Source organism: Streptomyces sp. NPDC001100, from assembly GCF_053598575.1.
In genome coordinates this window covers 1-13,029 of record NZ_JBSFKO010000046.1, presented here as the reverse complement: position 1 = coordinate 13,029, position 13,029 = coordinate 1, and the positions used below count along the sequence as shown (strand labels likewise).

The window sequence follows — 13,029 nt, the reverse complement described above, 5'->3', positions numbered from 1 at the left end:
TATTACTGGCGGGTAGCTGCTTGTGCGCGAATTCACACGGTCTTGCTTCAGACCGCCTGCGAGGCCACGTACGCGCCCCGCTTCTCGATGGCCATCTGGTAGAGGCGGCCGGCACGGTACGAAGAACGCACCAGCGGGCCGGACATGACACCGGAGAAGCCGATCTGCTCGGCCTCCTCCTTGAGTTCGACGAACTCGTGCGGCTTCACCCAGCGCTCGACGGGGTGATGACGCACCGACGGCCGCAGATACTGCGTGATCGTGACCAACTCGCAGCCCGCCTCGTGCAGTTGGCGCAGCGCCTCGCTGACCTCCTCGCGGGTCTCGCCCATGCCGAGGATCAGGTTCGACTTGGTGACCAGGCCGTAGTCGCGGGCCTCGGTGATGACCTTCAGGGAGCGGTCGTAGCGGAAGCCGGGGCGGATGCGCTTGAAGATGCGCGGGACCGTCTCGACGTTGTGCGCGAAGACCTCGGGGCGGGACGAGAAGACCTCGGCGAGCTGCTCGGGGACCGCGTTGAAGTCGGGGGCGAGCAGTTCGACCTTCGTACGGCCGCCCTCGCGGGACTCCGTCTGCTGGTGGATCTGACGGACCGTCTCGGCGTACAGCCAGGCGCCGCCGTCCTCCAGGTCGTCGCGGGCGACGCCGGTGATCGTGGCGTAGTTCAGGTCCATCGTGACCACGGACTCGCCCACACGGCGCGGCTCGTCGCGGTCCAGGGCCTCGGGCTTGCCGGTGTCGATCTGGCAGAAGTCGCAGCGCCGGGTGCACTGGTCGCCGCCGATGAGGAAGGTCGCCTCGCGGTCCTCCCAGCACTCGTAGATGTTCGGGCAGCCGGCTTCCTGGCAGACCGTGTGCAGACCCTCGCTCTTCACGAGCGCCTGCATCTTCGTGTACTCGGGACCCATTTTCGCCCGGGTCTTGATCCACTCGGGCTTGCGCTCGATGGGGGTCTGGGCGTTCCGGACCTCCAGGCGCAGCATCTTGCGTCCGTCGGGTGCGACTGCGGACACATCGGCTCCCTGTAGCTTCGATTCTTCGGCGTACACCAGGGTACGCCCGTGATTTCAGGCCCCCGCCTTGAGGCCAACCGCAGAGCGGAAAGTCACATTCCCGGGTCAGGCGGTCGCCTTCTCGATCTCCCGGGGCTTCAGATCCGCGTGCTCCAGTACGTCCTTCAGGTGACGCTCGACCACCGGCAGGACCTCGTCGATCGTGACATCCCGGCCCAGCTCGGCCGCGAGCGAGGCCACGCCCGCGTCACGGATGCCGCACGGGATGATGCGGTCGAACCAGCGGTTGTCCGGGTTCACGTTCAGCGCGAAGCCGTGCATCGTGACGCCCTTGGCCACCCGGATGCCGATCGCGGCGATCTTGCGGTCCTCGCGGCGCTGGCCGGCGTTCGAGGGCGCGTACTCCGGGCCGTTCATCCGCGGGTCGAACTCCTCGTCCTGGAGCCGCGGATCGAAATCGAGGGACAGCCCGCCGATCGACGGCCGCTGCTCCACCGGATCGCCCAGCACCCACACCCCGCTGCGGCCCTCGACCCGGCTGGTCTCCACGCCGAACTCCGCGCACACGCGGATCAGCGCCTCCTCCAGGCGGCGTACGTGGGCGACGACGTCCACCGGGCGGGGCAGCTTCTGGATCGGGTAGCCGACGAGCTGGCCCGGGCCGTGCCAGGTGATCTTGCCGCCGCGGTCGACGTCGATGACCGGGGTGCCGTCGAGCGGGCGCTCGTCGTCCTGCGTGCGGCGGCCCGCCGTGTAGACCGGCGGGTGTTCGAGGAGCAGCACGGTGTCCGGGACCGCGTCCTCGAAGCGGGCCGCGTGCACCCGGCGCTGCTCGTCCCACGCCTCCTGGTACTCGACGGCTTCAGCGCCGAACCCCATCCGGACGAACCGCAACTCACCCACGGCAAGCGCCTCCCTCACAGCACCCACGAGTCGTAAGGCACGAAACATGCCTACGCCACTGTACGACCGACCGCTGACACCTCACCGGGCGGCCGGGACCGTCAGCCCTACGACCAATCCTCACACGATCGGATGAATGCACGTCGGAATGTGCGACGAGCCGCTTACGCTCCGCTACATTCGCGCCGTTCACGAGGCCAAAAGGGCTGCTCACAGGCAATCCGGGCAGCAGGGGTCGCATCGGCCTCTGTGAGGCCCGAAAGGCAGGAGACCGCACCGCAGATGACGGAACGACCCGCGCAGCGCACTCCCAACCGTCAGCTCGCCGCGCTCATCGCAGAAGCGGGGTTCTCCAACGCAGGTCTCGCCCGTCGCGTGGACCAGCTCGGTCTTGAGCACGGACTCGACCTGAGATACGACAAGACGTCCGTCACCCGATGGCTGCGCGGCCAGCAGCCCAGAGGCACCACCCCCGCCCTCATCGCCGAGGTCTTCACTCGCCGGCTCGGGCGCCGGCTCACCGCACAGGACCTCGGCCTCGACGCCTGCGCGCCGGTGTACGCCGGGCTCGAATTCGCCGCGACCCCCGAGGAGGCCGTCGACATCGTCAGCGGGCTGTGGCGCAAGGACTCCGGCAGCCACGCCGAGCTGCGCAAGATCGCCTTCACCCCGGCCGGTCTTGTGGTGCCCAGCCGGGACTGGCTGATCGGCCGCGCCGACGACCGGGTCGGCCGCGCCGAACCCGCCGGCCGGGTGCCCCCGCAGGGCCGCCCCGTCGTGCCCCGGCAGCGCGGCGCGGCCGAACGCGGCCCCGGCCAGAAGGTCACCGGCGGCGACATCTCCGCGCTCCGCTCGGTCGGCGAGCTCTTCCGCACCCTCGACAACGCCTACGGCGGCGGCCACGCCCGCCAGGCCCTCGTGCGCTACCTGGAGCACGAGACCGAGCCGATGCTGCGCGGCACCTACGGCGAACAGACCGGCCGGCGCCTGTTCGCCGCGGCGGCCGACCTCACCCGGCTCGCGGGCTGGACGTCGTACGACATCGCCGCGCACGGGCTCGCGCAGCGGTACTTCGTGCAGGCGCTGCGGCTCTCGCAGGCGGCCGGGGACCGGGCCTACGGCTCGTACGTCCTCATGACCATGAGCAGGCAGGCCGTCTATCTCGGGCACGGGCGCGAGGCCGTGCAGCTGGCACGGGTGGCGCAGCAGGGAGTCGGGACCAGCGCGCCCCCTGTCGTGCAGGCGCTGCTGCACTCCGTGGAGGCGCGGGCGCACGGGGTGCTCGGGGAGGTGCGGGCGTGCACCTCCGCGCTCGTGCGGGCCGAGCGCGCCCTCGAAGCGGCGCGGGCCGGGGACGAAGTGCCGTACTGGGCGCGGTTCTTCGACGAGGCGCAGCTCGCCGACGAGTTCGGGCACGCGCACCGGGATCTTCAGCAGTTCCGGGCCGCCGCTCAGCACGCGGAGCGCTCGCTGCAGTTGCGGGCGCCCGCGTTCGCCCGCAGCCGGCTGTTCTGCCGGGTCGTGCTCGCCTCCGCGCGGCTCGGGCTCGGCGAGCTCGATCAGGCGTGCGCGCTGGGGGCGGAGGCGGCGGGGCAGGCGGCGGAGATGCGGTCGGTGCGGGCGATCGAGTATGTGCGTGACTTCGAGCGGCGGCTTGAGCCGTACAAGGACGCGGCGCCGGTGCGGGGGTATCGCGACAAGGTCGCGGCGTTCGGGTGACGCGGGCTGGGGGCGGCGGGACTGCGCGGGTCCGTTGTGGCTGGTCGCGCCCACGCGGCGGAGCCGCATATCGATACAGTCCCGCGCCCCTGGGGCGTTTCAGGCGGCCCGTGTTGTCTGGATCTGTTCCGCCCTGTGCATCGAGCCCGCCGCTCCCAGGTCCGCAAGGATCGCGGACGACGCCCGGTGGCCCGAGTGCAGCGCCCCCTGCACGGTGCTCGTGTCCCGGTGGTCGCCGCACACGTACAGGCCGGCCAACAGCCGTACGGGACGCCGCAGATCGTGCGGTGGGCGCATGACCGGGACGGCCGTGGCCGTGTGGTGGACGGCGAGGGTCTCCCAGCGGGTGGTCGAGGTGCCGTAGAGGCGCGAGAGATGCCTGCGTACGGCGGTCTCGACGTCCGGCGGGGGAGGACCCAGGACCGTCGAGGAGACGAGGGCGCGGCCGGCGGGTGCGCGGCTCGGGTCGACCTCGCTGACGATCGCGGTGTGCGCGACCGGGCCGCCGCGGTCGGAGTCGACTAGCAGGGCGGCTCCCGTGGCGGGCGGCTCGTCGGTCGTGTGGTGCACCACGGTCACCTGATGGAAGTCGGGTACGCGCAGGCCGGGCAGGAGTACGGCCGCAGCGCGCGCGTCCGTCGCGACGAGCACGGCCCGGCAGTGGATCTCGCCGTGTTCGGCGGTGGTCACCGACGTCGTCGATACGGCGGTCACGCGTACCCCGGTGTGCACGGTGCGCGGCGGCAGCGCCGCGGCCAGCACCTCGGGCAGCATCTCCGCGCCGCCCTCCGGCAGGCACAGCCGCCCGCCCGCGAAGGCGCGCAGCGCGAGGTCGGCGCACCGGCTGGAGGTGGTCAGCTCCGGGTCGCAGAGAAGCGCGGCGAGAAGCGGACGCAGGAAACCGTCGATGGTCCGCGCGGGCACCCCGCGCGCCGCGAGCGCCTGCCCGGCGGGCAACTCGGGGCGGGCCAGGAGCCGTTCGACGGGCGTTCCGGCGAGGCGGGTGAGCGCGGTCCCGAGCCGGGCCTGGTCGACCGGGCCGCCGAGCGGGGCGCCGGTGCGTGGCCTGGGCACCGCGGCGACCCTCTGGGTGTCCACGGGGCGGTCCTTGAGCGTGGGGCCGCCCCAGGAGGAGTCCGTACGGTCCCTGAGAGGCGTACCGCGTCCGGAAGGTCCTGCGCCGCCCCACACCGATCCCCTCCGCATCCGCGGTACCGCCCCCGCCCTGGGGGCGCTCGCCAGGGCGCGCGCCGCGTGGAGTGCGCCCCATGCGCCCCCTCCGGGCGCCGGGGTACCCGCGCGGTGGTGGCGGCCGTCGCTGTGGAGGAGGACGCCAGGGGCGAAGGGGCGCAGGATCAGGGAGTCGAGGCCCGGGGTGAGGCGTAGTTCGGGGTATGAGGTGGACAGGAGTTGTCCGATCCGGTCGAGCCGGAAACCGTCGACCTTCTCGGTCGACATACGGCCGCCCACGTAAGGGGCGGCCTCCAGGACTGCGGTTGTTACTCCTGCGCTGATCAGCCGATGTGCCGCGGCGAGTCCGGCGACCCCGGCCCCCACGACGACGACGTCCGCCTGGTACGCGTGCTCAAGCACGTGCCCCTCCTCAGGGTTGCGCGGCCGGTGGAAACGTCATGCCCCCAACAGCCTCCAGGGATACCCGAGTTCGGGTCGAGGTTAGGGCCGTGATCGGTCGGGGGAAGTCGCGCATACGCAGGGCACGGTCGCACGGCGGTCGCATACGGTCGCCGTGCGTCACCATGTGCCGTCGGTCCGGTCCCGGACGGTCACAGCGCCGCCCGGATCGCCCCCTCGATCTCCGGGAACGTGAAGGTGAACCCCGACTCCAACAGCCGTTTCGGCAGCACCCGTTGACTCCCCAGCACATCGCCCGACATCTCGCCGAGCACCAGCTTCAGCGCGGGCGCCGGCACCGTGAAGAGGGACGGGCGGCGCAGGACGCGGCCCATCGCCGCCGTGATCTCACGGTTCGTCAGCGGGTTCGGGGCGGTGAGGTTGAACGGTCCCGACAGGCCCTCGGTGTCGATGAGATGCCGGATCGCCGCGACCTCGTCGTGCAGCGCGATGAACGACCAGTACTGCCGCCCGTCGCCGAACCGCCCGCCGACCCCCGCCTTGAACAGGGGGAACAGCTTGGCCCACGCCCCGCCGTCCTTCGCCACGACCAGACCGGTCCGCGCGAACACCGTCCGCACGCCCGCCTCCTGCACGGGCGCCGTCGCCTCCTCCCACTCCACGCACAGCGAGGGCAGGAAACCGTCACCCGGAGGCGCGTCCTCGTCCACCGCGCGGTCGCCGGTCTCGCCGTAGAAGCCGATCGCGCTGCCGTTCACCCACACCCGCGGCGGCCGGTCCAGTGCTGCCACGGCCTCCGCCAGCGCCGCCGTGCCGAGGACACGGCTGTCGCGGACCGTCTTCTTGTAGGCGTCCGTCCAGCGGTGGTCGCCGACGCCGGCACCGGCCAGGTTGACCACGGCGTCGCAGCCGTCGAGCGCCGCCGCGTCGACGTACTCACCCTCGGGGTCCCAGCACACCTCGTCGGCGGCCCGGGCGGCCCGCCGCACCAGGCGCACCACCTCGTGACCGTCGGCGGTCAGGGACCGCACCAGTGCGCTGCCGATCAGACCGGAGGCGCCGGTCACCGCGATTCGCGAGCGTTCCATGGCGCCCATCCTGCCTCGTTGATCCATAAAAGCCCCATGAGGACGGCGTGGCCCCCGCCGTAGTCTGGCTCATATGCCCGAGCCGTACATACGTACCGCCCTGCCCGACGACGACGAGGAACTCGGCGCACTGGACCGCGCGACCTGGTCGCACCTGCACGCGGTCATGCCGCGCCCGCAGCCGCCCTACGGGCCCTTCTTCGACGAGCGGCACGCGCCGGGGGACCATCTGGTCGCCGAGGTCGACCGCCGGATCGTCGGTTACATCCGGCTGGCCTTTCCCACCCCGCTCGCCTGCAACGCGCACGTCCGGCAGATCCAGGGGCTCGCCGTCGCAGAGGAGGCGCGCGGGCACGGGGTCGGGCGGGCGCTGGTCCGGGCCGCCGTCGAGGAGGCCCGGCGGCGCGGCGCCCGGCGGCTCACCCTGCGCGTGCTCGGCCACAACACCCCGGCGCGGAAGCTCTACGCGGCCGAGGGCTTCGCGGTCGAGGGCGTGCTGCCGGAGGAGTTCCTGCTCGACGGGGAGTACGTCGACGACGTGATGATGGGCCGGGCTCTGTGACCCGGTGTCTCATGACGTGATCAGGTCGCCCGTGTCTACCTCCGCCGTCGCGGTCGCCGCGCGCTGCGCGTCCCCGGAGACCTCGTCGGCCGTCAGCACGTACCCCGTCTCGTCGTCCGAGGTGGAGCGGGCGAAGACCACGCCGTAGACCTTGCCGCCGGTCGTCAGGAGCGGGCCGCCGGAGTTGCCGGGGCGGACCGTGGAGCGGATCGAGTAGATCTCGCGGGTGACGGTCCCGTCGTTGTAGATGTTCTGCCCGGTCGCGTTCACCCGGTTGGCGACGGTCGCGGCCTGGAGGTTCAGGTCGCCGTCCTGCGGATAGCCCGCGACCACGGCGGAGTTGCCGCGTTCCGCGCTGTCGTCGAAGCGCAGGACGGGTGCCTCCAGCCCCGGCACGTACAGCACGGCGACGTCCTTGTCCGGGTCGAAGAGGACGACCCGTGCCTCGTACGACCGGCCGACCCCGCCGATGCGGACGGTCGGGTCGTCGATGCCGGCCACCACGTGCGCGTTGGTCATCACGTGCTGCGGCGCGTACACGAAGCCGCTGCCCTCGCGGCCCTGGGTGCCCGAGGAGCCCTCGATCTTGACCGTGCTCCGCTTGGCGGCGTTCGTCGCGGCGGCCGTGACGCTGTCGCCGGTGGGCTTGGCCACCTCGGCCGTCGACGCGTTCTCGAACGGGTTGAAGACCTGCGGGAAGCCCGCCGAGGTGAGCGCGGAGGTCGCCCGCGAGAACCACGTCGGTGTCGTGTCCGGCATGAGCTTCTGCACGCTGCCCAGCAGGGTCGAGTCCTGGATCGCCGTCGTGACCAGCGCCGACGAGGACGCGCCCAGGACGCTCGCGGCCACCCATGCCACGATCAGCACCGCCACCGAGTTCGCCGCGGCCCCGCCGATCCCGTCGGCCACCCGCAGCGGGCCCCGGTCCAGCTCCTTGCGCAGCTTCAGCGCGAGCCGCCCCGCCAGTTCGTGCCCGACCACCGCCGGTACCAGCACGGTGAGCACGGCGGTCACCGTCGCCGTCGTCGTCCCCGGTGTCACCAGGTCCATCACCCACGGCAGCACCCACACGCCGACGACCGCCCCGCCCACGAACCCGGCGAGCGACACACATCCGGCGACGAGGCCGCGCCGGTACCCGGACGCCGCGTAGGCGAGGATCACCAGCAACAACAGCAGGTCGAGCAGGTCCACGGAGCCGCCTTTCTCTCGGAACCCTTAGTACGCGAGGAACGGGCCCACTGATCAGTCACGCGCGCGTGACCCCGGGGAAGCCGCCACGCGTGCGTGTACCCCCAGAAACGTGCCGGACCAGGACGATGGTTCCACCGGGTGGCACAGCACACATCGCGGACGGAGCGTTTCCGGCCGAGAGTGTGACCATGCGTGTTCCGAGAAGAACGCCGGGTGCCCGGCGGCGGCGCCGGATCCGAATACCGCGCCCGGCGCTCGTGCTGCTGGCCTGCCTCCCCGGCCTCGCCGCCGTCCTCGTGCTGGCGCTGTGCGCGAACGGCATCGGCCGCCGGGCCACGGCCGCCGCGCACGCCCCCGTCGCGGCCCGCCCCGCGGCGCTGCGGCACACCGCGCCCGAGCCGCGCATCGTGCCCCGCTCGGCCTGGCTCGACGCGCTCTCCCGGCACGCGCAGCCGCCGCCGCGCTACGACGACAAGGTCGTCGCCGTCTTCGTCCACCACACGGATTCGCCGAACGGCTACGACTGCGCGGACGCGCCCCGCATCATCCGGTACCTGTACGCCGGTCAGACCGGGGTCCGGGACTGGGACGACATCGGCTACAACTTCCTCGTCGACCGGTGCGGCACGATCTACGAGGGGCGCGCCGGCGGTGTCGACCGGGCGGTCACCGGGGCGCACACGCAGGGGTTCAACCACCGTACGGCGGGGATCGCGGCGATCGGGACGTTCACCTCCGGGATGGCGGTTCCGAAGGCGATGACGGACGCGATCGCGGCGCTGGCCGCGTGGAAGCTGGGGCTCGCGGATGTCGATCCACGCGGCAAGGCGCGGCTGGTGTCGAGCAACAGCCTCAGTCGGTACCGCTCCGGTACGACCGCGGTCCTTCCCGCTCTCGCGGGGCACAAGGACGGGTACATGACGAGTTGTCCGGGGGCGGCGTTGGCGGCGCGGCTGCCGGGGGTTCGGGAGTTGGCGGCGCGGTTGCAGGGGCGGTGATCTCGCCCCCGCCGCCCCTACCCGTCCCGTCCCCCGGGGGCTGCGCCCCCGGACCCCCGCTTGGTTCGTTGTCGGGTGCGGGGCGGTGGGGGCTGGGCGCGCAGTTCCCCGCGCCCCTAAAGGCCTTATCTGCGGCCGAGATACACCGCCAACGCCCGTTGCAGCATCTTCCCTTGGGTGCCCACCGGGCGTTCCCACTCGCCCAGGTACTCCACTGCCTGGCCGCCCGCGCCGGTCTTGAAGAGGAGGCGGCCGACCAGGCGGTCCTCGGCCACCAGGGACGGGGTGATGGAGCGGAGGTCGTAGGTGTCGGCGCCGGAGTCCAGGGCCTCGCACAGCATGCGCCACAACAGGATGCTGCTGGGGCGGAGTTCGCGGCCTCGGCGGCCGGAGGCGGGGTACGAGTGCCAGACGCGGGGGCCCACGCCGATCATGAGGGCGGAGGACAGGACCTCGTCGTCGTACTCGGCGAGGTAGATCCGCATCCGGTCGGACTCCTCGGCGTTGAGCGCCTGCCACATGCGCCGGAAGTAGTCGAGGGGGCGGGCCTTGAAGCCGTCCCGTTCGGCGGTGGCGCGGTACAGGCGGTGGAAGGCCGGCAGATCGTCGGCCGAACCCCAGAAGACCCCGACACCGCCCCCCTCGGCGGTCTGCAGGGACTGCAGCCAGTGCGGGGCGAGGCCGCGGCGCAGTTCGTCGACGGACCGTCCGGTCAAGGGAATTCGGCAGCCGTAGCGGGGCTGCCCGAGCCCGAAGCCGCTGTTCTCGTTCTCCTTGCAGCGCCGCCAGCCGAGACGTTCGAGTCGGTCCGCCGCGTCCAGCGCGTAGCCGTCGATCCCGTCCGTCGGCAGATCCCGCAGATGCCGTACGGCGCGGTCGGCGACGCCCGCCGCGACGGTGGCCGCGTCCCAGTGCCGGACCACGAGCGGGGGGCCGATGCGGACCGAGAACGCGCCCTCCTTCTCCAGGTGCGCCAGGAGCGGGTCCAGCCAGCGTTCGAGGCGCTGGCTCCGCCAGTCGATCGCGGGGCCGTCGGGGAGGTAGGCGAGGGAGCGTCCGGTCCCGGGGAACGCCCGGTACAGCACGAGGGCCACGGCGACCAGCGCGTCCCCCTCGAACCAGCCGACGCTCTCCCCGGTCCAGTCGGGCTTCACGTCGGCCCACTCGGGGATCTGCAGATGGCTCGCGTCCGGATGCAGCCGGAGATGGGCGAGGTGCTCCTCGCGGGTGATCCCCTTCACGTACGGGCTGGTCATGGGCACGGCGCTCCTGTTCGGCGGCGGCCACCGTAAGCCGGACATCACGGCGCGGGTCAAGACCTCAAGTCTGTGAACTGCGCGAACACTTGGCCCCGCCACGCTCACAGGTTTCTCGCAGGCAACTCACCGGGTCCACCGAAACAAGCTCCCTATCGTCATGCACACGCACTGACAGGGAGGTGGGGAACATGAACAGCAGTCACTCCAACACCACGGAGAAGTCGGCCGGTTGGGCCAGGTCCGCCCGCGGGCCGTGGGCCGTTGTCTGCGCCGTCGCTACCGTCGTCCTCGGCCCGGCCGCCGTCACGGCCTCCGCGCTCGACCAGGCCAACGCGGCCCCGATGCACCACGCGGTACGGGCCGACCAGAACCAGGCCTACATCCCGACGGACACGTCACGGCGCCGCGGCGCCGCCTAGAAGTCACCGGCGCGGCGGCGGAAGCGGCATGGCCCTAACGGCGGCCCAGTTCCCAGTACTGCTCGCCCACCGGATCGATGTCCACGCCAAGGCCGTTCAGGAGACCGGCCAGCATCGTGTAGTAGCCGACCGTCGTGATCAGCTCGACCACCTGACGGTCCGTCAAATGCTTGCGCAGTGAGCCCAATGTGCCGTCGGTGAGCGTGTGCCGGGCCAACAGCTCCTCCGTCGCGGTCAGCAACGCCGACTCGGCCGCGTCGAACTCGCCTTCCTCCGCCCGGAGTTCGACGACGGCGTCCAACTGCTCGGCGGTCACCCCCGCGTGCAGCGCGATCGGGCGGTGCTGCACGACCCCGTACGCGCAGTCCGTGCGCGCCGCCACCGCCACTATCACCAGCTCGCGCAACCGCACCGGCAACGACGACCCGAGCACCGCCAGCCCCAGGTCGATCGCCGGACCCGTCAGTTCGGGAGCGTGGGACAGCATGCGGAACGCGTTCAGCGCGGTGGGGAGCTTGTCGAGGGCTTCGGCGGAACGCTCCGGGTACGGTATTCGAGCCACGATGACCTCACAGGGATCCGGTCTGTCGACGGACGGGGCACCCATCGCCGTACCCCCCTCACTCCCGCCGGAACCTCTCGCGCAGTTTCGGGAAGCGTTCCGCGAGCACGGCCTCGTTCTCCAGGTCGAGCGGCGCCCCGAGCGGCTCGGCCGGCGCCGGCGGAATGCCCAGGTCGGGGGCGACGGTACCGGTGAGCTGCTCGTACGCCTCGTCGGCCGCGTATCCGAGTTCCTCCCCGTCGCCGTCGATCTCGTCGTCGAAGTCGTCGATGAGCTCGGCCAGCGAGTCGGGGTCGTGCACGGCGCCCTCGTAGACCTCGCGGCCCTGGCCGATCAGCCAGCACCGGAAGAAGTCGAACGCGTCGTCGCTCGCCCCGTCGAGCAGCACCCACGCGGCACCCCACAGGTCCCAGGTGTAGGCGCGGTTGTAGCGGGCCTCGAAATGACGGGCGAAGTCCAGCACCAGCTCCGGATCCAGCAGGAGCAGCCGGTCCACGAGCAGGTCCGCCTGCTCCTCGGGGTCGCCCTCGGCGGCCTCGCGGGTGGCGTCCACCAGCTCCCAGAACTCCGTCTCGTCCATCACGGGTCAAGCATCGGTCCTGGACGGGTGGTGCGCACGTGGAGTAGGGCGGATTGTCACCTGGAGAGGGGCAGATCGTTATGGGCGGTACAGCGCCGCCAGCCGCGTCGCGTCCTGCGTGAAGCGAGCCCGCAGACTCGTCGGTGCCAGCACCTCCACCTCGGGACCCAGCCCCGCGAGCTGGCCGTGGGCCACCTCCTCGGACTCCACCGGCAGGGTCAGCGTCACCCACCCGTCCCCGTCGCCGTCCGGTGCGCCCGCGAGCTCCAGCGCCTCCCGCGCGGCGGCGGGGTCGACGGCGTACGGCAGTCTCCGGGCGCCCTCGGGGGAGACCCGTACCACCACCTCCGCCCGCAGGATCGACCGCGCGAACTGCTCCGCCCGGTCCTCCCAGAACGCCGGGAGGTCGAAGTCCTCCCGGCGCGTGAAGCGTTCGTCGGACGGCGTCGGGTCGACCGCGGTGAAACGGTCGATCCGGTACACCCGGAAGGAATCGTGGTCCGCCACCCGCGCGCACAGGTACCAGACACCCGCCTTGAGCACGAGCCCGTACGGCTCCAGCTCCCGTTCGACGTCGGAGTCCCCGCGCCGGTACCGCGCCACCACGCGCCGGTCGTCCCACACCGCGTCCGCCACGGCGGGCAGCAGCTCGGGGGTCTTCGGTTCCGTGAACCAGCTCGGCGCGTCCAGATGGAACCGCTGCGCCGCCGCCCGGGAGGCGTCCGACAGGGACGGGAGCAGGGCCGCGGACACCTTCAGGCGGGCCGCCGACGCGGCGTCCTCCAGCCCCATCTCGCGCAGTGCGCCCGGCACCCCGCTCAGGAACAGCGCCTCCGCCTCGCCCCGGGCCAGGCCGGTCAGCCGGGTCCGGTACCCGCCGACCAGCCGGTAGCCGCCGGCGCGCCCCCGCTCCGCGTACACCGGCACACCCGCCTCGGACAGCGCCTGAGCGTCCCGTGTCACCGTCCGCTCGGACACCTCCAGCTCCCGCGCCAGCTCGGCGGCGGTCATGGAGGGGCGGGACTGGAGCAGCAGCACCATTTTGATGAGACGGGCAGCGCGCATGCCTTCATGATGAGGGATCTCGCCCCCGCCGCCCCTACCCGTCCCGTCCCCGGGGGCTGCGCCCCCGGACCCCC

General features: G+C 72.1%; 13 protein-coding genes. 4 read left to right on the top strand and 9 right to left on the bottom strand.

The window, feature by feature from the left end:
- Positions 1-47: 47 nt before the first annotated feature.
- A complete protein-coding gene (lipA, locus tag ACWDEW_RS42190; protein WP_019075885.1) occupies positions 48-1,013 on the bottom strand; it encodes a lipoyl synthase in 966 nt (321 codons plus the stop codon).
- 105 nt (positions 1,014-1,118) lie between these two features.
- On the bottom strand, positions 1,119-1,916 hold the full coding sequence (gene lipB / locus ACWDEW_RS42185; RefSeq protein WP_450520657.1) for a lipoyl(octanoyl) transferase LipB: 798 nt from the start codon (positions 1,914-1,916) through the stop codon (positions 1,119-1,121).
- Between the two features lie 282 nt (positions 1,917-2,198).
- Here lipB and ACWDEW_RS42180 point away from each other — a divergent pair, with 282 nt between their 5' ends.
- Complete coding sequence (locus tag ACWDEW_RS42180) at positions 2,199-3,635, top strand: regulator (RefSeq protein WP_450520655.1); 1,437 nt, start codon at positions 2,199-2,201, stop codon at positions 3,633-3,635.
- Positions 3,636-3,734: 99 nt separating this feature from the next.
- Here ACWDEW_RS42180 and ACWDEW_RS42175 read toward each other — a convergent pair whose 3' ends face one another.
- Both ACWDEW_RS42175 and ACWDEW_RS42170 read right to left on the bottom strand, forming a co-directional pair.
- On the bottom strand, positions 3,735-5,228 hold the full coding sequence (locus ACWDEW_RS42175; protein WP_450520654.1) for an NAD(P)/FAD-dependent oxidoreductase: 1,494 nt from the start codon (positions 5,226-5,228) through the stop codon (positions 3,735-3,737).
- Between the two features lie 191 nt (positions 5,229-5,419).
- A complete protein-coding gene (locus tag ACWDEW_RS42170; protein ID WP_450520652.1) occupies positions 5,420-6,316 on the bottom strand; it encodes a TIGR01777 family oxidoreductase in 897 nt (298 codons plus the stop codon).
- A 73-nt stretch (positions 6,317-6,389) separates the two neighbouring features.
- On the opposite strand from ACWDEW_RS42170, the gene ACWDEW_RS42165 reads away from it, so the two are divergent.
- Complete coding sequence (locus ACWDEW_RS42165; RefSeq protein ID WP_450520651.1) at positions 6,390-6,878, top strand: N-acetyltransferase family protein; 489 nt, start codon at positions 6,390-6,392, stop codon at positions 6,876-6,878.
- A gap of 9 nt (positions 6,879-6,887) precedes the next feature.
- Here the strand turns inward: ACWDEW_RS42165 and ACWDEW_RS42160 are convergent, their stop codons facing one another.
- Positions 6,888-8,072 (bottom strand): MarP family serine protease, encoded by a 1,185-nt coding sequence (locus tag ACWDEW_RS42160; protein WP_450520650.1) that lies wholly within the window; start codon positions 8,070-8,072, stop codon positions 6,888-6,890.
- A 188-nt stretch (positions 8,073-8,260) separates the two neighbouring features.
- On the opposite strand from ACWDEW_RS42160, the gene ACWDEW_RS42155 reads away from it, so the two are divergent.
- Positions 8,261-9,070: a peptidoglycan recognition protein family protein gene (locus ACWDEW_RS42155; protein WP_450520648.1), complete on the top strand. Its 810-nt coding sequence runs from the start codon at positions 8,261-8,263 to the stop codon at positions 9,068-9,070.
- A 125-nt stretch (positions 9,071-9,195) separates the two neighbouring features.
- Here ACWDEW_RS42155 and ACWDEW_RS42150 read toward each other — a convergent pair whose 3' ends face one another.
- Entirely contained in the window at positions 9,196-10,326 is a 1,131-nt protein-coding gene (locus ACWDEW_RS42150; RefSeq protein ID WP_450520646.1) for a lipid II:glycine glycyltransferase FemX, read from the bottom strand.
- 191 nt (positions 10,327-10,517) lie between these two features.
- Here ACWDEW_RS42150 and ACWDEW_RS42145 point away from each other — a divergent pair, with 191 nt between their 5' ends.
- Positions 10,518-10,748 (top strand): hypothetical protein, encoded by a 231-nt coding sequence (locus ACWDEW_RS42145; RefSeq protein WP_450520644.1) that lies wholly within the window; start codon positions 10,518-10,520, stop codon positions 10,746-10,748.
- Between the two features lie 34 nt (positions 10,749-10,782).
- Here the strand turns inward: ACWDEW_RS42145 and ACWDEW_RS42140 are convergent, their stop codons facing one another.
- The 3 genes from ACWDEW_RS42140 to ACWDEW_RS42130 form a co-directional block, all read right to left on the bottom strand.
- Positions 10,783-11,310: a carboxymuconolactone decarboxylase family protein gene (locus ACWDEW_RS42140; protein WP_450520642.1), complete on the bottom strand. Its 528-nt coding sequence runs from the start codon at positions 11,308-11,310 to the stop codon at positions 10,783-10,785.
- Between the two features lie 58 nt (positions 11,311-11,368).
- A complete protein-coding gene (locus ACWDEW_RS42135; RefSeq protein WP_450520760.1) occupies positions 11,369-11,890 on the bottom strand; it encodes a DUF4240 domain-containing protein in 522 nt (173 codons plus the stop codon).
- 78 nt (positions 11,891-11,968) lie between these two features.
- Positions 11,969-12,955: a helix-turn-helix transcriptional regulator gene (locus tag ACWDEW_RS42130; RefSeq protein ID WP_450520641.1), complete on the bottom strand. Its 987-nt coding sequence runs from the start codon at positions 12,953-12,955 to the stop codon at positions 11,969-11,971.
- Positions 12,956-13,029: the final 74 nt, after the last annotated feature.